This is a genomic window from Rhizobium sp. NZLR8, assembly GCF_019685025.1.
In the GTDB taxonomy this organism is placed as follows: Bacteria; Pseudomonadota; Alphaproteobacteria; order Rhizobiales; family Rhizobiaceae; genus Rhizobium.
This window is the reverse complement of record NZ_JABDVY010000001.1, coordinates 772723-795949: the sequence shown is the minus strand read 5'-3', so window position 1 is coordinate 795949 and position 23227 is coordinate 772723. Positions and strand designations below refer to the sequence as shown.

The following is a 23227-nucleotide window of genomic DNA, read 5'->3' as shown; positions in this document are numbered from 1 at the left end:
CATGACGCGCGATCCCGGCTTGGAAGAATTGCTGCGCGAGGAACTCGGCGATCGGCCTGGCTTCAGCGAAAAATCGATGTTCGGCGGCCGGGCCTTCCTGCTGAACGGCAATCTTCTCTGCTGCGCGCGCAGTGACGGCATGCTGGTCCGTCTCGGCCGAGGCAATGACGGCTGGGCGCTGGCGCTGCCGGGCGTCATCCAGATGCTTTCGGGCGAGCGTGTGATGCAGGGCTGGGTGCGGGCGACGGCTGCGGTCTACGGCGACGATGCGCTCAGACGGCGTTTGCTCGATGCGGCGCTCGCCTATGTGGAATCGCTGCCGGGCAAATAACGCCATTCCCTTCTCGCCTGGGAAGAAGGGAGGATAACCAACGAGGAATCCACGATGCCGAAGGCCAATCCACGTCATCCGAAATTTCCCATTCCCGGCGGGCCGGACTTGCGTGCCAAGGGCTGGCGGCAGGAAGCGCTGCTGCGGCTGCTCGAAAACGTGCTGTCCGTCGGTGAGGATCCCGAAAACCTGATCGTCTATGCCGCGCTCGGCAAGGCGGCCCGCAACTGGGCGGCGCACAAGGGCATCGTCAAGGCGCTGACCGAGATGGAGGAGGACCAGACGCTGCTCATCCAGTCCGGCAAGCCGATCGGGCTCGTTCGAACTCACGCCAAAGCGCCGCTGGTCATCATGGCGAACTGCAACATCGTCGGGCAATGGGCTAAGGCCGAAGTGTTCTACGAGCTGCAGCGCAAGGGGCTGATCTGCTGGGGCGGGCTGACGGCCGGCGCCTGGCAATATATCGGCAGCCAGGGCGTCATCCAGGGCACCTACGAGATCTTCATGCGCATTGCCGAGCGGCGCTTCGGCGGCGATCTCCTCGGCCGCTTCGTGCTGACGGCCGGCCTTGGCGGCATGGGTGGGGCACAGCCGCTCGCCGGTCGCATGGCAGGGGCGGCGATCCTCTGTGTCGATATCGACCCGGAACGGGCTCGCAAGCGCCAGCAGATCGGCTATCTCCAGGAAATCGCACCCGATCTCGATAGCGCCCTTCAGATGATCAATGCGGCGGTGAAGGAGAAGCGGGCTCTTTCCGTCGGCCTCGTCGGCAATGCGGCCGAGGTCTATCCGGAGATTGCCCGGCGCGGCATTGTGCCCGACATCGTCACCGACCAGACCTCGGCACACGACCTCGTCTATGGCTATGTGCCGAAGGGCATGAGCCTCGAGCAGGTCAGGGGACTGCGCGACGACGGCCAGGGGCAATTGATGGCGGCAAGCCGCGCCTCGATCGTCGACCATGTGACGGCGATGCTGGAATTCCAGAGGAAGGGCTCGGAAGTTTTCGATAATGGCAACCTCATCCGCACCCAGGCGAAAGAGGGCGGCGTCACCAATGCCTTCGACATTCCGATCTTCACCGAAGCCTATCTCAGGCCGCTGTTTGCCCGGGCGATCGGGCCGTTCCGTTGGATGGCGCTGTCGGGCGAGGAGAGCGATATCGCCCGCATCGACGACCTGCTGCTGGAACTATTCCCCGACAACAAGATCATCACCAACTGGATCCGGCTGGCGCGCCAGCATGTGCCATTCGAAGGGCTGCCGGCGCGCATTGCCTGGCTCGGCCACGGCGAACGCACGGCACTCGCCCGGCGCGTCAATACGCTGGTTGCGAATGGCGAACTCAAAGGCCCGGTCGCCTTCTCCCGCGACCATCTCGATGCCGGCGCCATGGCGCATCCGAATATCATGACCGAACGGATGAAGGACGGCTCGGATGCGATCGCCGACTGGCCGCTGATCGATGCGATGATGCTCTGCTCCTCGATGGCCGACCTCGTCGTCGTCCATTCCGGCGGCGGCGGCTATGCCGGCTACATGACGAGCTGCGGCGTCACGGTCATCGCCGACGGCACGGATGGCGCCGACGAACGGCTCGACCACGCGCTGACCAACGACACCGCCCTCGGCGTCATGCGTTATGCCGATGCCGGTTACGAGGAAGCGCTGGACGAGGTGGCGAAGAAGGACGTGCCCTATATTCAGCTTGGTTGAGTCGGGGTATTGGCCAAATCGAGCGTCAGTCGATCAGATTTGAAACTTCGATGAGATTGCCGTCGGGATCCCTGAAATAGACCGAGCGCAGACGTCCGGTGGCGCCGGTGCGTTCGACGGGCCCTTCTTCGATCACAACGCCCGACGCCTGCAGATGGGCGATGACGTCGGCAAGCGGCGTCTCGGCGATGAAGCAGAGATCGCCGGAACCAGGGGTCGGATGTCTCGCCTTGGGATCGAATTCGTGGCCGGCCTGGTGCAGATTGATCTTCTGGCGGCCGAATTTCAGGGCTTTGCGGTCTCCCGCGAACACCTCGACCGACATGCCGAGGATACGGGAATAGAAATCGCAGGTCGTTTCGATATCGGCGACGGTGAGCACGAGGTGGTCGAGACGGTCTATGCGGATCATGCTCTGCTCCTCGCGAAATGTTGCGCCACACAGGCGGAGATAAAGGCCAGCGCCAGCATGGCAAGCGTGAAGATAACGACGGCGGCCCAGCCTTCCACTGCGAAGAACCAGCCGCCGGCCGAGCCCATGAGGCTGGAGCCGACATAATAGGCCAGCATATAGAGCGACGAGGCGTGGCCTTTGGTGCCATGCGCCAGCTTGCCGACAAGGCCGCTGGCGATGGAGTGGCTCATGAAGAAGCCGGTCGTCAGCACGATGATGCCGAGGATGATCGATGGCAGCGGGGCAAACAGCGTCAGCGCGCTGCCGGCGGCGGTGAGCGCCAGACTGAAGAGAAGCACGCGAAAGTGCCCGATCCAATCTCCGAGCAGGCCGCCGATCGAAGAAGCGCCGATGCCGAAGAGATAGACGGTGAAGATCAGGCCGAGTTCGGTCTGGTTGAGGCCATAGGGCGGCGCCACCAGGCGAAAACCGGCATAGTTGTAGATCGTCACGAAGGAGCCCATCGCCAGGAAGGCGACGGCGAAGATGAAGGGCAGCGCCGGATTTTTGAGATGGCCGAGCCAGGCTTTGAGATGAAAGTTGAGGTCGAAGCCCGGCCGGCGGACGAAATTTCTTGACGGCGGCAGCAGGGCGATGAAGCCGAGCGCGGCGGCAAGGCCGATGGCGCCGATGATGAAAAGCGCCGGGCGCCAGGTAAGATATTCGGCGAAGATGCCTGTCAGTACGCGGCCGGACATGCCGCCGAAGGCCGTGCCGGCGACATAGAAGCCCATGGTGGCGCCAAGGCCGCGCGGGTCGATCTCCTCGGCGAGATAGGCCATGGCGACGGCGGGCACGCCGCCGAGAACGAGGCCCTGCAGGGCGCGGATGACGAGCAGCAGGTGCCAATCCGGAGCGAAGGCGGTGGCAATCGTCAGCAATGCGGCGGCGACCAGCGATAGCGCCATCAGGCTGCGGCGGCCGAGACCTTCCGAAACCGCGGCGGCACAGATGATGGCGACCGCCAGGAAGCCAGTAGAGAGCGAGAGGGACAGCGAACTTTCGGCCGGGCTGACGGCAAATTCCTGCGAGAAGATCGGCAGCAGCGGCTGGACGCAATAGAGCAGCGAGAAGGTGGAAAAGCCGGAGAGGAAAAGCGCCAGACTGGCGCGGCGATAGGCGGCGGAGTCGCGCGTCAAATAATGCTTTTCTGCTGCGATCACGGTCTTTGCGGCGTGCGCTGACGACGGCATATGTTCATCCTGATGAGCCTTGGAATTCATGCGTTAACCCGCCGGATCCCAATAGGGTGGATCGCCGAAGCTCTTCTTCAAGTGATCGGCAATGGCGCGGAGCTTGGCCGAGGGATTGCGGCCCTCTGGATGGGCCATATAGATGAATTCGGCCTCCGGCCTGTGGCCGACATCGATTTCGGCAAGCCGGCCCTCGCGGATCGCCGGGCCGGCAATGAAGGCAGGCAGCAGCGCGATGCCGAGACCGGCAATCGAAGCGTCACGAAGCATGTCGCCATTGTTGATGCCGAGCGCCAGTTTCGCGCGGACGACGATCGCACCGTCGGGCGTCTGGAAGCGCCAGTCGGCAACGCCGCGATTGGTGTAGAAGATGCCGCGATGGCTGCTGAGATCCGCCAGCGACGCCGGCATTCCTGCACGCGCGAGATACGCCGGCGACGCGCAGAGGAGGCGGCGGCTGCGGGTGAGCTTCCAGGCGACCAGCCGGCTATCGGCGATCGGGCCGTTGCGGATGACCGCGTCGTAGCCGTCCGAGGACGCATCGACGCGCCGGTCGTCGATATCGAGCGTCAGTTCGATCTCCGGATGTTCGGCGAGGAAGGGATAAAGCGCCGGGCCGAGATGCATGCGGCCGAAGGTGACGGGTGCAGCAATGCGGATCGGCCCCGACAGGGTTCCGCGCCGCTCGGCCATGTCGGCGGCAGCCTCCTCGATCTCGCGGACGATGCGACCGGCCCGCTCCAGGAAGACCGCACCATCCTCGGTCAAGGTGAGTTTGCGCGTCGTTCGGTGCAGCAGCATGCCGCCGAGCGACTTCTCCAGCTCGGCCAGCCTTTCGCTGACGACGGATTTGGAGAGCCGCAGCCGCCGGGCGGCCTCGCTGACCGAGCCTGCCTCGGTGACGGCGACAAAAGCCGCTATACCTTCGATTCTGATCATCGTTCGGCTTTTCCGAATTCGAATTCCATGATCTGGAGACTAATCCGAACGAACGGAAAATGCCATCTTCCATTCAACGGAAGGGACGGCAGGGGCCGCCTCGGATCAAGAACAGGAATGAGACCATGAACCGTTTGAACAACAAGGTCGCAATCGTCACCGGCGCAAGCTCAGGCATCGGCCGCACCACGGCAAAGCTCTTCGCCGCTGAGGGCGCCAAGGTCGTCGTCGGCGCCCGCCGCGAGCGCGAACTCGACAGGCTCGTCGCGGAGATCAAGGCGGAAGGCGGCGATGCTGTCGCCGTGGCCGGCGACGTCCGGTCGGAAGACTATCACAAGGCGCTGGTCGCGGCCGCCGTGACCCATTACGGCAAGCTCGACATTGCCTTCAACAATGCCGGCACACTCGGCGAGGCCGGCCCGAGCACCGGCGTTTCGGAAGCAGGCTTCAGCGATGCGTTGGCGATCAATCTGACCGCCGCCTTCCTCGCCGCCAAGCACCAGATCGGCGAAATGGTGGGGAATGGCGGCGGCTCGGTGATCTTCACCTCGACCTTCGTCGGTTACAGCTTCGCCTTTCCCGGCGTCGCCGCCTATGCCGCCAGCAAATCCGGCCTGATCGGCCTGACCCAGGCGCTCGCGGCCGAATACGGACAGCAGGGCGTGCGCGTCAATGCCATCCTGCCGGGCGCCGTCGACACCGACATGTATCGGGAGATGAACGACACCTCCGACAAGCAGTCCTTCATCACCAATCTGCATGCGCTGAAGCGTGTCGCAGCGCCCGAGGAGCTGGCCCGCTCGGTTCTCTACCTCGCCTCCGACGATGCGAGTTTCGTCACCGGCACTGCCTCGCTGGTCGATGGCGGCGCGTCGATCACCCGAACCTGACGAAAGCCAAGCGCTCCCCAATTCGCCGGATGAAAGCGCGCCTTCTCCGGCCACAATATCCGATCAAAGGAACGTCATCATGTCACGACTGCAGAACAAGACAGCCCTCATCACCGGCGGCACCAGCGGCATCGGCATCGAAACCGCCCGCCAATTCATCGCCGAAGGCGCCCGCGTCGTCGTTACCGGCAGCAGCGCCGCAAGCGTCGAAGCCGCCCGTAGCGAACTCGGCGACAAAGCGATCGTCATCCAGGCCGATGCCGGCAATGCGGCCGGCCAGAAGGCCGTCGCCGATACGGTGAAAGAGGCTTTCGGCACGCTCGACATCCTCTTCGTCAATGCCGGTGTCGCCGAATTCGGGCCGCTGGAACAGTGGAGCGAAGCCGCCTTCGACAAGTCGGTGGCGATCAATGTCAAGGGGCCGTTTTTCCTGATCCAGTCGTTGCTGCCGATTTTTTCGAGCCAGGCCGCAATCGTGCTCAATACCTCCATCAACGCCCATATCGGCATGCCGAACTCCAGCGTCTATTCACTGACGAAGGGTGCATTGCTGACGCTCGCAAAGACGCTGTCGGGCGAACTCATCGGTCGCGGCATCCGCGTCAACGCCGTCAGCCCGGGCCCGATCGCCACGCCGCTCTACAGCAAGCTCGGGGCGTCGGAAGCCCAATCCAAGGCGATGGCTGCCGAGATCCAGTCGCAGATCCCCGTCGGCCGCTTCGGGAACCCCAGCGAGGTCGCGAAAACGATCGTCTTTCTCGCCTCCGATGAGGCCGCCTATATCGTCGGCAGCGAACTCGTGATCGACGGCGGGATGAGCAACCTCTGAGCCCACGAGAATGACGGCCGACGTCATGAACGGGGCGGCACCGGCCGAGCGCGGCGATGTGTGCCGTCCCGCGATTGCATGTTCTCCGCCAAAGGCTTAGGGTCAGAAAAAGGCGACGGGTAGAAAGCCATGGCTCTCAGCGGCAAACGCATCCTCCTCATCATCTCCGGCGGCATCGCGGCCTATAAGAGCCTGGATCTGATCCGCCGGCTGCGCGAGCGCGGCGCCAGCGTGCGCCCGGTGATGACCAAAGGCGCCCAGGAATTCGTCACACCGCTGGCCGTCGGCGCGCTTGCAGCCGACCACGTTTTCCTCGATCTGTTTTCGCGCCAGGATGAGCAGGATGTCGGCCATATCCGGCTGGCGCGCGACTGCGATCTCGTGCTCATTGCCCCCGCCACGGCCGACCTGCTGGCGAAGATGGCGAACGGGCTTGCCGACGATCTCGCCTCGACCGTGCTTTTGGCGACGGAGAGGCCGGTGCTGGCCGCACCGGCGATGAACCCCCGCATGTGGGCGCATCCGGCGACGCGGCGCAATGCGGCAAGACTCAGGGACGACGGCGTCCGCTTCGTCGGGCCGATGGCAGGCGAGATGGCGGAGAGCCGGGAGGCGGGGCTCGGCCGGATGGCGGAACCGCTGGAGATCGTCGCGGCCGCCGAAACCATGCTCGACGACGGAGAAAAGCCGCTCAAGGGACGCAAGGCGATAGTCACGTCGGGACCGACGCACGAGCCGATCGATCCGGTGCGCTACATCGCCAACCGCTCTTCCGGCCGGCAGGGGCATGCGATCGCCGCAGCCCTTGCCAGGCTTGGGGCGGAGGTGACGCTGGTCTCGGGGCCGGTGACGATCGCCGATCCCGTCGGCGTCAACGTCATCCATGTCGAGCGGGCGGAAGAAATGCGCGATGCCGTGCTGGCGGCGCTGCCGGCCGATATCGCCGTGATGGTCGCGGCGGTGGCGGACTGGCGAGTGGCCTCGGCCGCCGACCAGAAGCTGAAGAAACATCCGGGCGAATCCATTCCGACGCTGGCGCTGACCGAGAATCCGGACATCCTGAAAACCGTCGGCCATCATACGATGCGGCCGAAACTGGTGATCGGCTTTGCCGCCGAGACACAAGATGTGGAAAGCAATGCGAAGGCGAAACTCGAGCGCAAGGGCGCCGACCTGATCGTCGCCAATGACGTCTCTCCGGCCACCGGCATCATGGGCGGCAGCCGCAACAGCGTCAAACTCATACGCCGCAACGGCGTCGAGCAATGGCCTGATCTGGCGAAGGAAGAGGTTGCCGAAAGGCTGGCGGCGCTGATCGCCGAAAGTTTCCGCTAAAGCGCTTTATGCGGGAATAGCCACGCGCTGCGGCTTGGCTGCACTTCGCTTTCCCGGCCGGAAGTCGGCGACGTCGATGCCGTTTTTGCTGACGGTAACGGCGCTGCCATTCGGAATTTCGGCCCAGGCATCGCCATCGTCGTTCAACGGCTCGGACACCAGGCAATAGCCGGCGCCGACAGGTGAGGCATAGAGGGTCGGCGCCTTGCGATCGGTGGCATAGCGGATCGCATAGAGCGTGTTGCCGTCGGAGAAGGCGGCGGTAAAGCGCAGCAGGATCGAACCGACGACGCTTTCGGCCAGATCCTCGACGAAGCCGACCATTTCAGCCATTGCGGCCACCGGCGCCTCACGCAGGCCGAATTGCAGCGCCAGCAGGAACATCAACTCGGAATCGGTCGTGCCGCCGCGGGCATTGAACAGTTCGTCGTCGAGCATCGCCTCCATCGGCCGGCGCAGGCGCTCGAAACCGGAGATCTGGCCGTTGTGCATGAAGGACCAGGTGTCGTGGGTGAAGGGGTGGCAATTGTCGCGGCGCGTGCCGCCGCCTGTAGCCGCGCGGACATGGGCGAGGAAGAGCGGCGAACGGATCTGCCGCGCCAGGCTCTTCAGATTGCAATCCGACCAGGCCGGCAGGATATCACGGTAGCGGCCGGGCTCCGGCCTGTCGCCATACCAGGCGATGCCGAAGCCATCGCCATTCGTCGCCGTCTTGGCGCGGGTGGCGCAATGGGACTGCTCAATCAGCGAATGGGCAGGCGAGGATACCAGCTCCTCGAGATAGAGAGGATCTCCGCGATAGGCTGCCCAGCGACACATGGCTTTCTTGCTCCGACCCGCCGCCGCATCGGCGGGCATGCTGAAATTGTCTGACGTCGCGGCTAATAACAGCTTAACGCGCCGCCGGTCTGCAAGCGCAAGATGACGGTTTCGTGGCGCCTCGGATGTTCAAATTCGGCGAAAGCCTGTGTTCTTTTGTGAACACTGCGTTGTCCGCTGGGCAGGCTTCGCGCTTGGCGGCCGGGCCGCTATAGTTGCCGCCAAGTTGAACCTTCAAGAGGACGCCATGTCGATCCGACCCGTCAAACATGAAAGTACCGCCACACCGACCATGGAAGGCGCGGGCGTGAAGCTGCACCGCGTCTTCGGCTTCGGCGATCCTGCGATGACCGATCCGTTCCTGATGATGGACGATTTCCGCAATGACAATCCGGCGGAATATATTCGCGGTTTCCCATGGCACCCGCATCGCGGCATCGAGACGATCACCTATGTGCTTGCCGGCACCGTCGAGCATGGCGACAGCCTTGGCAACCGTGGCCTGCTCGGCGCCGGCGATATTCAGTGGATGACGGCCGGCAGCGGCATCATGCACCAGGAAATGCCGAAGGGCGATTTCGCCGGCCGCATGCACGGTTTCCAGCTCTGGGCAAACCTGCCCTCCTCGCTGAAGATGACGGCGCCGCGCTATCAGGACGTCAAATCCGCCGACATCCCTGTCGTCGTCGATGATGACGGCACGGCCGTGCGGGTGATCTGCGGCGATTTCTGGGGCAAGGCCGGTCCCGTCGACGGCGTCGCCGCCGAGCCGATCTATCTCGACGTCTCGGTGCCGCCCGGCAAGAAGAAGCGTCTGCCGGTCGACACCTACCGCAACGCCTTCGCCTATATCTTCGCCGGCTCCGGCACCTTTCGCGATGCGTCGAAACCCTTCGGCGTGCGCGTCGAGAAGGAAGTCGACGGCGAGGAGTTGAACATTCGCGACATGTCCGGCAACCGCACGCTCGTGGTCTTCGACAGCGGCGACGAAGTGACGGTGCAGGCGGGGGACCAGGGCATCCGTTTCCTGCTTGTATCAGGCAAGCCAATCGAGGAGCCGGTCGCATGGCACGGCCCGATCGTGATGAATTCGCGCGAGGAAATCATGCAGGCGATGCGCGAGCTGCAGAACGGCACCTTCATCAAGGCGGCGCATTGATCGCATTTCTCTCTTGCATCTGCGAAGAATCGGCCTACCTTTGAGCTATCAGCAACAGAACGAAAGGAAGGTGATCCAATGTCTAATGAGATTTCGGACCTCTTAACGGGCATGGGAGAGTTGATGAAAGCGAGGCAGCCCTCGCACTAATCCCCGCCTTCCTGGGGCTGCATAGACAGTCCGGGCCCGTTTGAGGCCAAACTCATGGAAAGGGTCGCCGAGGCGGCCCTTTTTTATTGCCCTGATTTGAGACCGTTGACGGATAATCGAAATCCCACTACTCATAAAGTCATCTGATGACTTTATGAGTAGTGGGATGCACGCAATCAGCAGGACCAATCTCGCCGATGACGCTGTCGAGGCGATCCGCAGCGACATTCTCGGCAAGCGCTGGGCGGTCGGCGAGAAATTACCCAACGAAGCCTCGCTGTCGGCCATGCTGTCGGTCAGCCGCGGCACGGTGCGCGAGGCGGTGCGGGTGCTGGTCTCCCAAGGCTATCTCGAAACCCGCCAGGGTTCGGGAACCTATGTGCGCGCGACCAGCGATGCCGGCCGGCCGTTGACGATGGCGCGGCGCGCCAGCCTGCGCGACCAGTTCGAGGCGCGCTTGGCGCTCGACGTCGAAGCCGCCCGGCTGACGGCGGTGCGCAAAAGACCGGAGACGGTTACCGAGCTTCGCCGGCTGCTTGCCGAACGCGGCAATTACGACGGCGGCAACCAGGCCGCCTTCATCGAGCGCGACCTTGCCTTCCACAAGGCCGTCATCGCCGCTTCCGGCAACCGGGCGATGATCGAGATCTACGATTTCTTCTCGGCCTCGATCGCCGATACCATCGCCGCCACACTCGGCAGGGATATTCCCGAACCGGATATGCAAGCGCATGCCGATATCGTCGACGCCATCGAAACCGGCGATCCCGACAAAGCGGACGCGGCGGTGCGCCGCTTCATGGCGCCGGTTCTTGCCGCCCTCGACCGGATGATCCTGTCATGACCACACCGTCCACCGATGCCATCACCGCGCTTGACGCGACCGACGAATTGTTGATCGACGCCGAGGCCGGCAGCCTGCCACCGCCACAGGCAACACCGGTGCGCGGCGCCGCAGGTCGCTTCCTGCTCGGCGCCAGCCTGGTGCTGATCGCCTTCAACCTGCGCCCGGTCTTTTCGAGCGCCTCGGCGCTGCTGCCGGAAATCCGCGCGGAGCTTGGCCTCAGCGCGCTTGGCGCCAGCCTGCTGACGACGCTTCCGGTCGTCTGTCTCGGCGCCTTTTCGCCGCTGGCGCCGCGTCTTGCCCAGCGCCTCGGCACGGAACGCACGCTGCTCGGCGTTATCCTGCTTCTGGCCCTCGGCACTGCATTGCGCGGGTTTTCCTCGGTGCCGCTGCTGTTCATCGGCACTGCGCTGGCCGGCGCCTGCATTGCCGTCGGCAACGTGCTGTTGCCGGGGCTGGTGAAACGGGATTTCGCCGGGCGCGCCGCGCTGATGACCGGCTTCTACACGATGGCGCTCTGCGCCGGTGCGGCCAGTGCGGCCGGGCTGACACTGCCAATCGAACACGCGCTCGGCGGCTCTCTTGCGGGCGCACTAGCCGCCTGGGCCCTACCCGCCTTGATCGTCAGCCTGCTCTGGCTGCCGCAGGTTCTGCGCAGCGGCAGGCAGGCCAGGCGAAACGGTTTCCGCGTCGAGGGCCTCTGGCGCGACCGGCTCGCCTGGCAGGTGACGCTGTTCATGGGACTGCAATCGGCGCTTGCCTATTGCGTCTTCGGCTGGCTGGTTCCGATCCTGCGCGAACGCGGCCTCGACGGCGTCACCGCCGGGGCGATCGTCTCGCTGTCGGTAATGGTGCAGGCAACATCCTGCCTCATCGTCCCGCATATCGCCGTGCGCGGCAAAGACCAGCGGCTGATCAATGCGAGCCTTTGCGGTGTCGCCGTCACCGCCCTGCTCGGCCTGCTGTTTGCGCCGCTGTCGACCGTCTGGCTGTGGGCGGTGCTGCAGGGCATCGGCCAAGGCGGGCTGATCGCGGCGGCGATGACGACGATCGTGCTGCGCTCGCGCGATCCCGATGTCGCCGCCCATCTTTCCGGCATGGCGCAATGCGTCGGTTACCTGCTTGCCGCCATCGGCCCGCTTATCGTCGGGCTCATCCGCGACTGGACCGGCAGCTTTTCCTGGTGTGCGGCCCTCTTCGTCGCGCTCGGGCTCGGAGCCGCGATCAACGGCTGGAAGGCCGGCCGGTCGGTCGAGATCAACGTCCATGCGGTGGAGAAGGCCAGTTGAGCCCTCACCGGCCCATCACCATCTCTTGATGCCGGTCGCCGGCGGCGGATGCTACGCTATCTCAGCCCGCATTATCCACCGCCGGAGAAGACATCTTGCGCCTACGAACTCTGTTTCTGCTTGCCGCGCTTGCGACGTCGCTGGCTCCTGGCCTTTCCCCCGCGCAGGAAAACGGCGAAGGCCGGGCGAATGTCGAGAGCGGTGCGCGCGACGGCGTGCTGAAGCTGCTGCCGGCCGATTCCGTCACCGAGCACGAACTGACGATCGGCGGCCGAAAGATTGCCTATACTGCAACCGCCGGCACGCTGGATCTCTTCGGCCAGGACGGCGCGCAGACCGGCGCGATCTTCTACACCGCCTATGTCGCGAAAGACGGAGGGCCGGACCGGCCGCTGACCTTTGCCTTCAACGGCGGGCCGGGTGCGGCGTCCGCCTTCCTGCATCTCGGGCTGGTCGGGCCTGAGGTGCTCGACTTCGGGCCTCAGGCCCGTGACGGCGCCCATGCGAAACTGGTCGACAACCCGCAAAGCTGGCTGGATTTCACCGATCTCGTGCTGATCGACCCGATCGGCACCGGCTGGAGCCGGACCGCAAAGATCGACGACGCCTCCAACTATTACAATGTCAACTCAGACGCCCAGAGCATTGCCAAGGCGATCGCGCTCTATGCCGCGCACAACAACCGTTCCAATTCGCCAAAATATCTTCTCGGCGAAAGTTACGGCGGCTTCCGCGCAGCCAAGGTCGCTTCGACGCTGCAGGAAAGCCAGGGCATCATCGTCGCCGGCGCGGTGATGCTTTCGCCATTGCTTGAGGGACAGTTGATGTTCAATGCCGACCAGTTCGCGCTCGGCGCAGCACTTGAGCTGCCGTCGCTGGCGGCAGCCGAACTCGACCGGCACAACGCCTTTGACGAAGAGAAGCAGCGCGAGGCCGAAACCTTCGCGCTGGGCGACTATCTGACGACGCTCGCCGGTCCGCCGCCGACAGGCGCCGAGGCGGCCGCCTTCTATCGCAGGATCGCAGGGCTGACGGGCATCCCCGAGGATATCGTCACTCGCAACCGCGGCTTCCTCGGCAATTCCTTCGTCAAACACTCCGCCGGCAGCGGCGAAGTGATGAGCCCCTACGACGCCGCCTTTGCCACCCCCGATCCCTATCCGGAATCGGATTACGACCGGGGCGACGACGCCATCCTCGACGGCTTCACCCGCGCCTATGGCGGCGCCTTTGCCGACTACGCCCGCAACGCCCTCGGCTTCAAAACAGAGATGACCTATTCGCTGCTCGACAGTGATATCAGCCGGCGCTGGGAATGGGGCGGCGGGCGCGGCGGCGGATCGCGCCTCCAGGCGAGTGCCACCGACGACATCCGGCAGCTGCTCGCCTCAAACCCGGCCTTCCACCTGTTGATCGCGCATGGCTACAGCGATCTGGTGACGCCTTACGGCGTCAGCCGCTATGTGGTCGACCACCTGCCGCCCTCGCTCACCGACGGCCGCGTCGGGCTGAAACTTTATCGCGGTGGGCATATGTTCTACACGAATGCCGATCAGCGGGCCGCCTTCACGGCGGATGCCAAGGCCTTCTACGCCACACCCCCGGCCGCGCAGCCGGCAGACTAAAGCGTGGCGCGATCATTCAGATTCGCTTGGCCCACGCTTCAGGTCTTTGTTTTTCCGCATGTCTTCGTCGCAAAACCGCGGTACACTTTTGCGACATGCTTTGAGGACTTGCCGATGCATATCACCGGAGGCTGTCATTGCGGGGCGATCCGCTATCAGGCGGAAATCGATCCGGAGCGGGTCTCGATCTGCCATTGCACCGATTGCCAGCGGCTGACGGGCTCCGCCTATCGCATCACCGCACCGGCGCGGCCGCAAAGCTTCGCGCTCATAGCAGGTGAACCGCGCAGCTACAGCAAATATGGCGACAGCGGCCGCCTCAGCCGTCAATTCTTCTGCCCGAATTGCGGCTCGCCGCTCTATCGCACCGATGGCGACGGCGGCGCGATCGGCATCCGCGTCGGCGGCATCGATCAGCGGCGAGACCTCAAACCGAGGAAACAGATATGGTGCCGGTCGGCCCTGCCCTGGGTGGAGAATATCGAGCCGCTGCCACGATCCGATCGCGAGGACCAACGCGGCAAGGACGTTTAGGCTGCAGACTATTCGGGCAGCGGCCATCGCACCCTGAGATGCGATGGCCACCGGGTTCAGGCCGCCTGCTTCAACAGGCCGAGCGCTTCGGTCAGATCGACCTCGCCGAGGAAACCGCCACTGCTTTTAACCTCCTGCCGGTGCTCGATCGCCTGGGCGAAACGCACGGCCGGCTGCTGCTGCATGCGCTCATAGAGGCGATGCAGGCCGGGAAACTGCTGCCGGTCGACGACCTTGTGAAAATCGTTCCAGCGGGCGATCCCGACGAAATAGGCGTCGGCCAGGCTCGGGCCGTTGCCGAGAAGCCATTCGCGGCCATCAAGCAGACGTTCCAGCGTATGATGGGCCTTTTCGACCGCGGCGATGCCATAGGCCGCCAGCGCCTGCTTCTGCTGCGGCTCCAGCGGGTGTTCGAAGGCATACCAGAGCGGGCCGAAAGCCTTGAAGAAACTGGTGTTGAGAAAGGCGAGCATCTGGTTCAGGCGATCGAAATCCTCCGACCCCTGCGCAAAACCCCGACCGCTGCCGATTGCGCGGGCGCCGATATGCTGGAGGATCGCCATGCTTTCGCTGATGACCCTGCCATCCTCAAGCAACAGCGACGGCGTTTCGCCGACTGGGTTGATCCTGAGGTATTCATCGCTGGAGACCATTTCCGGCATCTCGACGCGGCAGAGCCGGTAGGGCAGGCCGGACCATTCCAGCGCGACGATCGAGCCGAAGGAGCAGCCTTCCGGGACGCCGTAAAACAATATGGGTGACATCAATCGTTCCTTTCAGAATTGAGCCCGTTTGGACGCGATCAATGTGCAGATGTGGACGATCTTGCGGTAGAGGCTATAAATGCATCCCAATGTCTATAATCCTGGAAGATGGTCATGGCGCTTTTCAACCTCAACGACCTGCATCTCTTCGTGCAGGCGGTCGACAGTGGCGGTTTCACGGCCGCGGCGAGACATCTCGGCATTCCGAAATCGACCGTCAGCAAGCGGGTCGCGGAGCTGGAGGGACGGCTTGGCGTGCGGCTGATTCAGCGCACGTCACGGAGCTTCGCGCTGACCGAGCTCGGCCGAGAATTCTTTCAGCACGCCCAGGCCTCGATCATCGAGGCGGAGATGGCCGAGGGCATCGTGCGGCGGCATCTGGCCGAACCGGCCGGCAGCGTTCGCCTGACCGCCTCGGTGCCGACGGCGCAGTTCACCCTGACGGAGCATCTGCCGGCGCTGGCGGCACGCTATCCAAAGCTCCGGCTTTCCGTTCATGTGACCGACCGCTTCGTCGATATCGTCCAGGAAGGCTTCGACATCGCGCTGCGCAGTCACCGCGCGCCGCTGCCGGATTCGGCGCTGGTGCAGCGCAAGCTTGCCAGCCATCCTTTCTTCATTCTCGCGTCGCCGGATTATATCCGTGCCCATGGCGAACCACGCCGGCCGGAAGAGCTGGCGCAACATGCCACGATCATGACCAGCCTGACCGACAATCAATGGCGGCTCTATTGCGATAGCGGCGAAGAGGCGCTGATTACACTGCAGTCCGTCATGGTGGCGGATGAACCCTGTGTGCTGATGGAAGCGGCGGCGGCCGGGCTCGGCATCACCTGCCTGCCGACATCGGTCTGCCGGAAGGCGATGGCAGAAGGGCGGCTGCTGCGGCTGCTGCCGGAATGGACGGCCGGCAGCATCGAAACGACGATCCTGATGCCGCACCGGCGTGGCCAACTGCCGGCGGTGCGCGCCGTCGTCGATTTTTTGGCGGAACGGCTGGCCGGCTAGAACCGCGTCATAAGAATGGCTTTGGGTATCACGCCGCCTTGGCGGCGTGATATTCCTTGATGGCGACCATCTTGATGGCCGGATGGCGTTCCGACTCGTAGCGCAACGAGAAACCGTCCTGGGCGAGGAAGACCGGATCGCCGTCGAGATCACGGGCGATATCGCCGCGTTTGACGGTGAGGAATTTTTCGAGATCGGCCGGCTGATCGGCCGAGATCCAGCGGCAGACCGAGAAACGCGACGTTTCGAAGGAGACCGGCAGGCCGTATTCGGCCATCAGCCGCTCCTTCAAGACGTCGAGCTGCAGGGCGCCGACGACGCCGACGATCGCCGGTGAACCGTCTTCCGGCGAAAACAGCTGGACGACGCCTTCTTCGGCCATCTGCTGCAGGGCTTCCTTGAGCTTCTTCGCCTTCATCGCGTCTTCCAGGCGCACGCGGCGCAGGATTTCAGGCGAGAAGTTCGGCACGCCCTGGAAGACCAGCGATTCGCCTTCGGTCAGCGTATCGCCGATGCGGAGCGTCCCGTGGTTGGGAATGCCGACGACATCGCCGGCATAGGCGGTGTCGGCGAGCTGGCGCTGCGAGGCAAAGAAGAATTGTGGCGCCGTCAGGCCGAGCTGCTTGCCGGTGCGGGCAAGCCTTGCCTTCATGCCGCGCTCGAGCTTGCCGGAGCAGATGCGGGCAAAGGCGATGCGGTCGCGGTGGTTGGGATCCATGTTGGCCTGGATCTTGAAGACGAAGGCCGTCATCTTGTCGTCGGTCGCGTGCACCGTCCTGGTATCGGCGACCTGGTCGCGTGGCGGCGGCGCAAAATCGCCGAGCGCGTCGATCAGGTCGCGAACGCCGTAATTGCGCAGCGCCGAGCCGAAGAAAACCGGCGTCATATGGCCTTCCAGGAAGGATTGGCGGTCGAATGGGCGGCAGGCCTCGATCGCCAGTTCCGTCTCCTCGACGAAGACCTGGCGCTCGTTTTCCGGCAGCCGGCCGGCAACGCTCTGCGGACCGTTGACCGGCGTTCCCTCGATTTCGGTATCCGAGCCGCGCACCGTGTTGGCAGCAATATTGTAGGAGCCGCAGAAGGTCTTCGAGCGGCCGATCGGCCAGGTGATCGGCGCCGTATCCAGCGCCAGCTTCTCTTCCACCTCGTCGAGGATCTCGAAGGGATCGCGGCTTTCGCGGTCCATCTTGTTGATGAAGGTGATGATCGGGATATCGCGCATGCGGCAGACTTCGAAGAGCTTCAGCGTGCGCGGCTCGATACCCTTGGCGGCATCGATGACCATGACGGCGGCGTCGACGGCGGTCAGCGTGCGATAGGTGTCGTCGGCGAAATCCTCGTGGCCCGGCGTGTCGAGGATGTTGAAGACATTGTCGTTATATTCGAAGGTCATCACCGAGGTAACGACGGAGATGCCGCGTTCGCGCTCGATCTTCATCCAGTCGGAGCGCGTCTGTATGCGATCCTTCTTCGCCTTGACTTCGCCGGCAAGCTGAATGGCGCCGCCGAACAGCAGCAGCTTTTCGGTGAGCGTCGTCTTGCCCGCGTCCGGGTGGGCGATAATAGCGAATGTGCGGCGGCGGGAAACCGCCTCGGCGAGACTTTCGGCCATACTGTGAATCCTGTGGAATTGCCGCGTATCTAACGATTAAAGCCCGGCTTTGCAATTGACCTCGGCGCTGAGGGCGCAAAGTAATGGGCCATGACCATTCATCACGATGTGAGACCGACGCTGAACCTCATCCGCCTGGCCAACGGCGAAGGCCTTGATCTGCCCGCCTATGAAAGCAAGGGGGCGGCCGGCATGGACCTGCGCGCCGCCGTCGACGCGGCAGCACCACTGACGCTGCTGCCCGGCAAACGAGCGCTGGTGCCAACCGGCTTCATCTTCGAGATCCCCGAGGGGTTCGAGGGCCAGGTGCGGCCGCGCTCCGGCCTTGCCTTCAAACACGGCATCACCTGCCTGAATTCGCCGGGCACCGTCGATAGCGACTATCGCGGCGAAGTGAAGGTACTGCTCGCCAATCTCGGCGACGAACCGTTCATTATCGAGCGCGGCATGCGCATCGCCCAGATGGTGATCGCGCCGGTGACCCAGGCGCGGGTGGCCGAGAGTGCCGCGGCAAGCGAGACAATGCGCGGCGCCGGCGGCTTCGGCTCTACCGGCGTGTGATGAATAAGCCCCCCGACAGCGCGGGCCTCACCTTCCGGCAGGATTACTTCGGCGACCCGGCCGGCTGGGCGGCCTTGGTCTGCCTGCTAGATGATATTTTCGGCATCGATATCGGCCCGCTGCTGCAACTCGGCGGACCCGATCCCACCAGCATGCCGTTCGGCTGGTTCGATGCCGAGGGCACACTTGCGGCCAATATCTCAGCCTTTGCGCTGCCCTTCGTCCTCAACGGCAGGATCGTCCATGCTGCCGGGCTGCAATCGGGTGCGGTGCGGCCACCATGGCGCGGCCGCGGGCTCTACCGCGACGTGACGGTGAAGGCGCTCGACTGGTGCGAGCGGCAGGGTTTTGAAGCCGTCATTCTCTACACCGACAAACCGTCGCTCTACCAAGCCTACGGTTTCCGCGCGATACCGCAGCATCGATATGAGGGAGCGGCACCAGACCCCTCGATTTTCGCCGGATCCTCCCGGCTGCTTGCGCCGAGCAATGCCGACGATCTCGCCCTGCTGCAATCGCTGCTGAAAGCACGAAGCCCGGTTTCGACGTCGCTCTCGGTGACCGTCAATGCGGCGATGTTTCTCATCAATACGCAGCTCGATGCCGATGTCCGCGTCAGCTTGCTGGAAGACCAGCAGGCTGCGATCGCCTGGAAGATGGATGCGGCGGGCCGCTTCAACCTTCTCGATGTCGTGGCGACGGAGATCCCGACGCTTGCCGCGATCCTCGGCGGGCTCGACATCGCCTCCGCCGCCGTCGAGGTGTTTTTCCGTCCCGACAAGCTCGGTTGGGCGGGTGCGCCGCAGCCGGTGGAAAGCGGCACAGTGCTGATGCTGCGTGGGCTCGGCGATGAGGCCCTGCACTTTCCGGCGATGCTGTCGCCGATGGCGGATTTCTAAAGCTCTTTGTTTTGATGCATGTCGTTATCCCGGAACCGCTGCACACTTCCGGGCGACATGCACTCGTTCGCCGACTTTACTTTTTCCGTGACAGCGGCGGCAGGCGGCGCTTGACGGGCGAGGCCTTGATCATCGCGGTGTTGGTTTCCGCCCGTTCGGCGACCCTGTCCAGCAGGCCGTCGAGCTCCGCCATCGAGCGGATGACCAGGCGAGCGACAAAACAATCCTCCCCGGTCACCTTGTCGCATTCGACGATTTCGGGAATTTCCTGGATGATGCGCTCGACGATGTGCAGCTGTCCCGGCAGCGGGCGCACGCGGACGATCGCCTGCAGGGGATAACCGACGGCGGCGGGGTCGAGATCGATGGTGAAGGCCTTGATGACGCCGCGCTCCTCCAGCCGCCGCAGACGCTCGGCAGCACTCGGCGAGGAGAGCCCCACCTGTTGCGCCAGTTCCTTCAGCGAAATACGTGCATTGCCGGCCAAGGCTTCGAGCATGGCCTGATCGGTATCGTCGAGCGATTGCGCATCATTAGCCATGGTGTCATCTTTTCCTATCATGATTAGGCAATAGCGATCATCTTCCTTCTTATCATTATATAATATTGCCGGCCACTTCAATATTCTGATGCCAACAATGGAGGCAATCATGAGCAGCGACATCAGAAGAGGCACGGCGGAAATGACGGCAGCGATGCTGATCTCGGGGACGATCGGCTGGTTCGTCGTGATGTCGGGCCAGCCGGTCAGCGGCGTGGTCTTCTGGCGCTGCCTGTTCGGCGCGCTCACTCTGCTCGTCATCTGCGGCGCCCTCGGGCTGCTGCGGCCCGGCATCCTCACGTTGCACACCTTCGGCATCGCCGTCTTCGGCGGCGTCGCCATCGTCTTGAACTGGCTGCTGCTGTTTGCCTCCTACTCGCATGCGACGATCTCGGTCGCCACGACCGTCTACAACACCCAGCCCTTCATGCTGCTGGTGCTCGGCGCGCTGTTTCTCGGCGAAAAGATCACCGCGACCAAGCTGTTCTGGCTGGTGCTCGCCTTCGCCGGCATGATAGCGATCGTTCAGGGGAAACCAGGTGGAAGCGGCGATGCGCTCGACGGCTACGGCCTCGGTATCCTGATGGCGCTGGGCGCGGCTTTCTTCTACGCGCTCGCAGCGCTTGCCGCGAAATGGCTGAAGGGCACGCCGCCGCATCTTATCGCGCTAATCCAGGTCGCGACCGGCATGCTGATGCTGGCGCCGATGACCGACTTTTCGCATCCACCCGCGGATGTGGGGACGTGGGCGATCCTTATCACCGTCGGCGTCGTTCATACCGGGCTGATGTATGTGCTGCTCTATGGCGCGATCCAGCGGCTGCCGACGCATCTCACCGGCGCCCTCTCTTTCCTCTATCCGATCGCGGCGATCCTCGTCGACCGGCTGGCCTTCGGCCACGCGCTGCAGCCGATGCAGATCGCGGGCGGCGCAATCATCCTGCTTGCCGCCGCCGGCATGAACCTCGGCTGGAGCCCAAGATGGCTGCGGCCGCGGGCGGTCCAGAGCTGAGAGCTGAGACCCAAAGCGCGTTCGCATGGAACCGCTGCACACTTCCTGATGAGATGCGTTGGCGCGCCAGCATCGATGGCCGGCACGCCGGTTTGCCGGTCTTACTTCTGGCGGCGCGTCGTTTCGAACAGGAACCAGGTACGGCGCTCACCCTCGTCGATCCAGTTCTCGATCAGGCTGGCGGTCGCGACATCATTATGCTCGTCGCAGAGACCATGCACCTCGCGTAGCAGCGAAACGAGCTGGCCATTGTCCTCGCGCAGTTCCGACAGCATGTCCTCGGCCGTGACGAAATCCGCGTCATTGTCGGTTATGCGCTGCTGGCGGGCGATCTGGCCGATGGAGCGCAGCGTCACGCCGCCGATCTTGCGGGCGCGCTCGGCAATGTCGTCGGTCATGGCGAAGATCTGCTCTGCCTGTTCGTCAAGCAGCAGGTGGTAGTCGCGGAAATGCGGGCCGGACATATGCCAGTGGAAGTTCTTGGTTTTCATATAAAGGGTGAAGACATCGGCAAGCAGCGCGGTCAGCGCCGCCGAAATATCGGTGACGGCATTGGTCGGCAGGGTGGAGGGCGTCTTGAGCGGCGAAAGTCTGCGGGTCTCGGCTGATGAAGAGGACATTCATTTTCTCCTTGGTGATGAAATCTCGACGGCGCCGCCGGTCTTTTCGGGAAGCGCAAAGGGTGCCGATGGCGCGCGTGCAGAGAGAGAACTAGCAAGGCCGGATCGCTTTCCAAGTGGCTTATCGTTCAGCAGACCTATTCCTTATGGTCATGGACCGATTAGCGCCGAAGCATTGATGACGGCGCAACACGCGCCTATAGAGAGCTCGCGCAATCCAGTGGATATCAACGATGAGCCTCGCAGCCCTGATCACCTATGCCGGAGCGCTGTTCATCGCAGCCGCCATCCCCGGACCGGGGATTACCGCGATCGTCGCCCGCGCGCTCGGCTCGAATTTCCGCGAGACCTTTTTCATGGGCCTCGGCCTGGTGCTTGGCGACATGACCTATCTCACCGCGGTCATTCTCGGCCTTGCCTTCGTGGCGCAGACCTTCACCGAAGTGTTCATCGTCATCAAGATCGGCGGCGCCTCCTATCTCGGCTACATCGCCTGGAAACTCTGGACGACGGGACTGCTGCCGCAGGACATCGCGGCGAAGAAATCCAGCAATATCGGCCTATCCTTCCTCTCCGGCCTGCTGGTGACGCTCGGCAATCCGAAGACGATGCTGTTTTATGTCGCCCTTGTGCCGACGCTGATCGATATCGGCAATATCGGGCTGCGTGACTATGCGATGCTGCTCGCAGTGACCTTCGTGGTGCTGATCACCGTGCTGGTGCCCTATATGCTGCTGGCCTCGCGGGCCCGCACGATGCTGAAGCGACCGCGCGCCCTGCAGGCGCTGAACCGGGTTGCCGCCGGCATCCTGGCAGGCACGGCAGCCTTCATCGCCACCCGGGCCGCCTGAAATAAACATTCGGCAAGAACCGGTTTTCAAAGGTTTTTTTCTCCGCGCCCTGCTCCCCCGGGGTGAACGCGGTCTGGCCTCTTCAGGTCTTTGACCCTATTCTCCTCCTCGATTTCAGAAGCAGGATTTCAAAGGGAGGCACTCATGTCGCACAAGCCCGGCCGCGGCCGCATCTATTCCTCGATCACCGAGACCATCGGCAACACGCCGCTCGTGCGCTTCGACAAGCTGGCGCGGGAAAAGGGCGTGGTGGCGAACCTGATCGGCAAGCTCGAATTCTTCAACCCGATCGCCTCGGTCAAGGACCGCATCGGCGTGGCGATGATCGAAGGCCTGGAAGCGCAGGGCAAGATCACGCCGGGGAAGACGGTGCTGATCGAACCGACCTCCGGCAACACCGGCATTGCGCTCGCCTTTGCCGCCGCCGCCAAGGGCTATCGGCTGATCCTGACCATGCCGGAAACCATGTCGGTCGAGCGCCGCAAGATGCTGGCGCTGCTCGGCGCCGAGCTGGTGCTGACCGAGGGACCGAAGGGCATGAAGGGCGCCATCGCCAAGGCGGAGGAACTGGCAGGGTCGCTTCCCGACGCGGTCATTCCGCAGCAGTTCGAAAATCCGGACAATCCCGAGATCCACCGCAAGACCACGGCCGAGGAAATCTGGAACGACACCGACGGCACGGTCGACATCCTCATCTCGGGCATCGGCACCGGCGGCACGATCACCGGCGTCGGCCAGGTGCTGAAGAGCCGCAAACCCGAGATCCAGATCATCGCCGTCGAGCCCGCCGATTCACCGATCCTCTCCGGCGGCAATCCCGGCCCGCACAAGATCCAGGGCATCGGCGCCGGCTTCGCCCCAAAAATCCTCGATACCGGCATCTATGACGAAGTGGTCACCGTCACCAACGACGAGGCCTTCGAACAGGCGCGCCTCGTCGCAAGGCTCGAAGGCGTGCCGGTCGGCATCTCCTCGGGCGCGGCGCTGGCCGCCGCCATCAAAGTCGGCAGCCGTCCGGAGAACGCCGGCAAGAACATCGTCATCATCATCCCGTCCTTCGCGGAGCGGTATCTGTCGACGGCGCTGTTTGAAGGGCTGGGTAGCTGAATAGCGAATAGCGCGAATAGCGCGAATAGCGAATAGCGAATAGCGAATAGCGAATAGCGAATAGCGAATAGCGAATAGGATGAAGGCCTGCTTGGTGACGGGCAAGGCACTTAACTATTCGCTATTCGCTACTTCCTATTCGCTT

The 23227-nt window shown here is 63.6% G+C and carries 24 protein-coding genes; 16 read left to right on the top strand and 8 right to left on the bottom strand.

Translation table 11 applies throughout. The features are described 5' to 3' along the window. Nucleotide 1 precedes the first annotated feature (1 nt). Together HJB89_RS03875 and HJB89_RS03870 are read left to right on the top strand one after the other, a co-directional pair. Nucleotides 2-331, top strand: a complete 330-nt coding sequence (locus HJB89_RS03875; protein ID WP_207582620.1) for a TfoX/Sxy family protein — start codon at nt 2-4, stop codon at nt 329-331. Between the two features lie 54 nt (nt 332-385). Continuing rightward, nucleotides 386-2047: a urocanate hydratase gene (locus HJB89_RS03870; protein WP_207582619.1), complete on the top strand. Its 1662-nt coding sequence runs from the start codon at nt 386-388 to the stop codon at nt 2045-2047. A 25-nt stretch (nt 2048-2072) separates the two neighbouring features. Here the strand turns inward: HJB89_RS03870 and HJB89_RS03865 are convergent, their stop codons facing one another. Genes HJB89_RS03865 through HJB89_RS03855 form a run of 3 tightly spaced genes read right to left on the bottom strand, consistent with a single transcriptional unit; the run spans nt 2073 to nt 4633 of the window. Further along, nucleotides 2073-2459 carry a VOC family protein gene (locus tag HJB89_RS03865; RefSeq protein ID WP_207582618.1) on the bottom strand — a complete coding sequence of 129 codons (387 nt, stop codon included), beginning with the start codon at nt 2457-2459 and terminating at the stop codon, nt 2073-2075. Beyond that, a complete protein-coding gene (locus tag HJB89_RS03860; RefSeq protein ID WP_221148980.1) occupies nt 2456-3694 on the bottom strand; it encodes an MFS transporter in 1239 nt (412 codons plus the stop codon). The genes HJB89_RS03865 and HJB89_RS03860 overlap by 4 nt, the downstream gene beginning before the upstream one ends. 33 nt (nt 3695-3727) lie before the next feature. Next, nucleotides 3728-4633 carry a LysR family transcriptional regulator gene (locus tag HJB89_RS03855; protein WP_221140712.1) on the bottom strand — a complete coding sequence of 302 codons (906 nt, stop codon included), beginning with the start codon at nt 4631-4633 and terminating at the stop codon, nt 3728-3730. A gap of 125 nt (nt 4634-4758) precedes the next feature. Here HJB89_RS03855 and HJB89_RS03850 point away from each other — a divergent pair, with 125 nt between their 5' ends. The 3 genes from HJB89_RS03850 to coaBC all read left to right on the top strand — a co-directional run bounded on the left by HJB89_RS03850 (nt 4759) and on the right by coaBC (nt 7687). Continuing rightward, nucleotides 4759-5523: an SDR family oxidoreductase gene (locus HJB89_RS03850; protein ID WP_221148979.1), complete on the top strand. Its 765-nt coding sequence runs from the start codon at nt 4759-4761 to the stop codon at nt 5521-5523. A 79-nt stretch (nt 5524-5602) separates the two neighbouring features. Beyond that, nucleotides 5603-6352 carry an SDR family oxidoreductase gene (locus tag HJB89_RS03845; RefSeq protein WP_221132407.1) on the top strand — a complete coding sequence of 250 codons (750 nt, stop codon included), beginning with the start codon at nt 5603-5605 and terminating at the stop codon, nt 6350-6352. Between the two features lie 129 nt (nt 6353-6481). Further along, nucleotides 6482-7687, top strand: coding sequence for a bifunctional phosphopantothenoylcysteine decarboxylase/phosphopantothenate--cysteine ligase CoaBC (gene coaBC / locus HJB89_RS03840; RefSeq protein WP_221116703.1), 1206 nt, complete (start codon nt 6482-6484; stop codon nt 7685-7687). 6 nt (nt 7688-7693) lie between these two features. On the opposite strand, the gene HJB89_RS03835 is transcribed toward coaBC, so the two are convergent. Next, on the bottom strand, nt 7694-8506 hold the full coding sequence (locus HJB89_RS03835) for a class II glutamine amidotransferase (protein WP_207582612.1): 813 nt from the start codon (nt 8504-8506) through the stop codon (nt 7694-7696). A gap of 247 nt (nt 8507-8753) precedes the next feature. Here HJB89_RS03835 and HJB89_RS03830 point away from each other — a divergent pair, with 247 nt between their 5' ends. From HJB89_RS03830 to HJB89_RS03810, 5 genes are all read left to right on the top strand, one after another. Continuing rightward, nucleotides 8754-9665: a pirin family protein gene (locus HJB89_RS03830; protein ID WP_071084535.1), complete on the top strand. Its 912-nt coding sequence runs from the start codon at nt 8754-8756 to the stop codon at nt 9663-9665. A 316-nt stretch (nt 9666-9981) separates the two neighbouring features. Next, nucleotides 9982-10659: a FadR/GntR family transcriptional regulator gene (locus tag HJB89_RS03825; protein ID WP_207582611.1), complete on the top strand. Its 678-nt coding sequence runs from the start codon at nt 9982-9984 to the stop codon at nt 10657-10659. Beyond that, nucleotides 10656-11948, top strand: a complete 1293-nt coding sequence (locus HJB89_RS03820; protein ID WP_221116701.1) for an MFS transporter — start codon at nt 10656-10658, stop codon at nt 11946-11948. Before HJB89_RS03825 ends, HJB89_RS03820 begins: the two co-directional genes overlap by 4 nt. Nucleotides 11949-12043: 95 nt before the next feature. Then, nucleotides 12044-13573 (top strand): S10 family peptidase, encoded by a 1530-nt coding sequence (locus tag HJB89_RS03815; protein ID WP_221148977.1) that lies wholly within the window; start codon nt 12044-12046, stop codon nt 13571-13573. A 114-nt stretch (nt 13574-13687) separates the two neighbouring features. Continuing rightward, complete coding sequence (locus HJB89_RS03810; RefSeq protein WP_207582608.1) at nt 13688-14107, top strand: GFA family protein; 420 nt, start codon at nt 13688-13690, stop codon at nt 14105-14107. A 56-nt stretch (nt 14108-14163) separates the two neighbouring features. Here the strand turns inward: HJB89_RS03810 and HJB89_RS03805 are convergent, their stop codons facing one another. Next, entirely contained in the window at nt 14164-14871 is a 708-nt protein-coding gene (locus HJB89_RS03805) for a glutathione S-transferase family protein (protein ID WP_221116699.1), read from the bottom strand. A gap of 114 nt (nt 14872-14985) precedes the next feature. On the opposite strand from HJB89_RS03805, the gene HJB89_RS03800 reads away from it, so the two are divergent. Continuing rightward, complete coding sequence (locus tag HJB89_RS03800) at nt 14986-15879, top strand: LysR substrate-binding domain-containing protein (RefSeq protein WP_221148975.1); 894 nt, start codon at nt 14986-14988, stop codon at nt 15877-15879. A gap of 28 nt (nt 15880-15907) precedes the next feature. Here HJB89_RS03800 and HJB89_RS03795 read toward each other — a convergent pair whose 3' ends face one another. Next, complete coding sequence (locus tag HJB89_RS03795; protein ID WP_207582605.1) at nt 15908-17491, bottom strand: peptide chain release factor 3; 1584 nt, start codon at nt 17489-17491, stop codon at nt 15908-15910. Between the two features lie 90 nt (nt 17492-17581). Here HJB89_RS03795 and dut point away from each other — a divergent pair, with 90 nt between their 5' ends. Together dut and HJB89_RS03785 are read left to right on the top strand one after the other, a co-directional pair. Further along, nucleotides 17582-18052: a dUTP diphosphatase gene (dut, locus tag HJB89_RS03790; protein ID WP_207582604.1), complete on the top strand. Its 471-nt coding sequence runs from the start codon at nt 17582-17584 to the stop codon at nt 18050-18052. Further along, nucleotides 18052-18951, top strand: coding sequence for a GNAT family N-acetyltransferase (locus HJB89_RS03785; protein WP_221148972.1), 900 nt, complete (start codon nt 18052-18054; stop codon nt 18949-18951). Before dut ends, HJB89_RS03785 begins: the two co-directional genes overlap by 1 nt. A 76-nt stretch (nt 18952-19027) precedes the next feature. Here the strand turns inward: HJB89_RS03785 and HJB89_RS03780 are convergent, their stop codons facing one another. Further along, the gene (locus tag HJB89_RS03780; protein WP_221148968.1) at nt 19028-19492 is read right to left on the bottom strand and encodes an Lrp/AsnC family transcriptional regulator; all 465 of its coding nucleotides are present in this window, start codon (nt 19490-19492) and stop codon (nt 19028-19030) included. 97 nt (nt 19493-19589) lie between these two features. Between HJB89_RS03780 and HJB89_RS03775 the strand changes: the two genes are divergently transcribed. Beyond that, a complete protein-coding gene (locus HJB89_RS03775) occupies nt 19590-20504 on the top strand; it encodes a DMT family transporter (protein WP_221148965.1) in 915 nt (304 codons plus the stop codon). Between the two features lie 101 nt (nt 20505-20605). Here HJB89_RS03775 and HJB89_RS03770 read toward each other — a convergent pair whose 3' ends face one another. Then, on the bottom strand, nt 20606-21124 hold the full coding sequence (locus tag HJB89_RS03770) for a Dps family protein (protein WP_207582601.1): 519 nt from the start codon (nt 21122-21124) through the stop codon (nt 20606-20608). A gap of 233 nt (nt 21125-21357) precedes the next feature. Here HJB89_RS03770 and HJB89_RS03765 point away from each other — a divergent pair, with 233 nt between their 5' ends. Together HJB89_RS03765 and cysK are read left to right on the top strand one after the other, a co-directional pair. Beyond that, nucleotides 21358-21975, top strand: coding sequence for a LysE family translocator (locus HJB89_RS03765; protein ID WP_221148962.1), 618 nt, complete (start codon nt 21358-21360; stop codon nt 21973-21975). 144 nt (nt 21976-22119) lie between these two features. Then, nucleotides 22120-23082 (top strand): cysteine synthase A, encoded by a 963-nt coding sequence (gene cysK / locus HJB89_RS03760; protein ID WP_221148961.1) that lies wholly within the window; start codon nt 22120-22122, stop codon nt 23080-23082. The last annotated feature ends 145 nt before the right edge of the window (nt 23083-23227 follow it).

Excerpts from the sequence above, each read along its gene's own strand:
- HJB89_RS03875 (WP_207582620.1), top strand. The coding sequence starts at position 2 with ATGACGCGCGATCCCGGCTTGGAAGAATTGCTGCGCGAGGAACTCGGC.
- HJB89_RS03870 (WP_207582619.1), top strand. The coding sequence starts at position 386 with ATGCCGAAGGCCAATCCACGTCATCCGAAATTTCCCATTCCCGGCGGG.
- HJB89_RS03865 (WP_207582618.1), bottom strand. The coding sequence starts at position 2,459 with ATGATCCGCATAGACCGTCTCGACCACCTCGTGCTCACCGTCGCCGAT.
- HJB89_RS03860 (WP_221148980.1), bottom strand. The coding sequence starts at position 3,694 with ATGCCGTCGTCAGCGCACGCCGCAAAGACCGTGATCGCAGCAGAAAAG.
- HJB89_RS03855 (WP_221140712.1), bottom strand. The coding sequence starts at position 4,633 with ATGATCAGAATCGAAGGTATAGCGGCTTTTGTCGCCGTCACCGAGGCA.
- HJB89_RS03850 (WP_221148979.1), top strand. The coding sequence starts at position 4,759 with ATGAACCGTTTGAACAACAAGGTCGCAATCGTCACCGGCGCAAGCTCA.
- HJB89_RS03845 (WP_221132407.1), top strand. The coding sequence starts at position 5,603 with ATGTCACGACTGCAGAACAAGACAGCCCTCATCACCGGCGGCACCAGC.
- coaBC (WP_221116703.1), top strand. The coding sequence starts at position 6,482 with ATGGCTCTCAGCGGCAAACGCATCCTCCTCATCATCTCCGGCGGCATC.
- HJB89_RS03835 (WP_207582612.1), bottom strand. The coding sequence starts at position 8,506 with ATGTGTCGCTGGGCAGCCTATCGCGGAGATCCTCTCTATCTCGAGGAG.
- HJB89_RS03830 (WP_071084535.1), top strand. The coding sequence starts at position 8,754 with ATGTCGATCCGACCCGTCAAACATGAAAGTACCGCCACACCGACCATG.
- HJB89_RS03825 (WP_207582611.1), top strand. The coding sequence starts at position 9,982 with ATGCACGCAATCAGCAGGACCAATCTCGCCGATGACGCTGTCGAGGCG.
- HJB89_RS03820 (WP_221116701.1), top strand. The coding sequence starts at position 10,656 with ATGACCACACCGTCCACCGATGCCATCACCGCGCTTGACGCGACCGAC.
- HJB89_RS03810 (WP_207582608.1), top strand. The coding sequence starts at position 13,688 with ATGCATATCACCGGAGGCTGTCATTGCGGGGCGATCCGCTATCAGGCG.
- HJB89_RS03805 (WP_221116699.1), bottom strand. The coding sequence starts at position 14,871 with ATGTCACCCATATTGTTTTACGGCGTCCCGGAAGGCTGCTCCTTCGGC.
- HJB89_RS03800 (WP_221148975.1), top strand. The coding sequence starts at position 14,986 with ATGGCGCTTTTCAACCTCAACGACCTGCATCTCTTCGTGCAGGCGGTC.
- HJB89_RS03795 (WP_207582605.1), bottom strand. The coding sequence starts at position 17,491 with ATGGCCGAAAGTCTCGCCGAGGCGGTTTCCCGCCGCCGCACATTCGCT.
- dut (WP_207582604.1), top strand. The coding sequence starts at position 17,582 with ATGACCATTCATCACGATGTGAGACCGACGCTGAACCTCATCCGCCTG.
- HJB89_RS03785 (WP_221148972.1), top strand. The coding sequence starts at position 18,052 with ATGAATAAGCCCCCCGACAGCGCGGGCCTCACCTTCCGGCAGGATTAC.
- HJB89_RS03780 (WP_221148968.1), bottom strand. The coding sequence starts at position 19,492 with ATGGCTAATGATGCGCAATCGCTCGACGATACCGATCAGGCCATGCTC.
- HJB89_RS03775 (WP_221148965.1), top strand. The coding sequence starts at position 19,590 with ATGGAGGCAATCATGAGCAGCGACATCAGAAGAGGCACGGCGGAAATG.
- HJB89_RS03770 (WP_207582601.1), bottom strand. The coding sequence starts at position 21,124 with ATGTCCTCTTCATCAGCCGAGACCCGCAGACTTTCGCCGCTCAAGACG.
- HJB89_RS03765 (WP_221148962.1), top strand. The coding sequence starts at position 21,358 with ATGAGCCTCGCAGCCCTGATCACCTATGCCGGAGCGCTGTTCATCGCA.
- cysK (WP_221148961.1), top strand. The coding sequence starts at position 22,120 with ATGTCGCACAAGCCCGGCCGCGGCCGCATCTATTCCTCGATCACCGAG.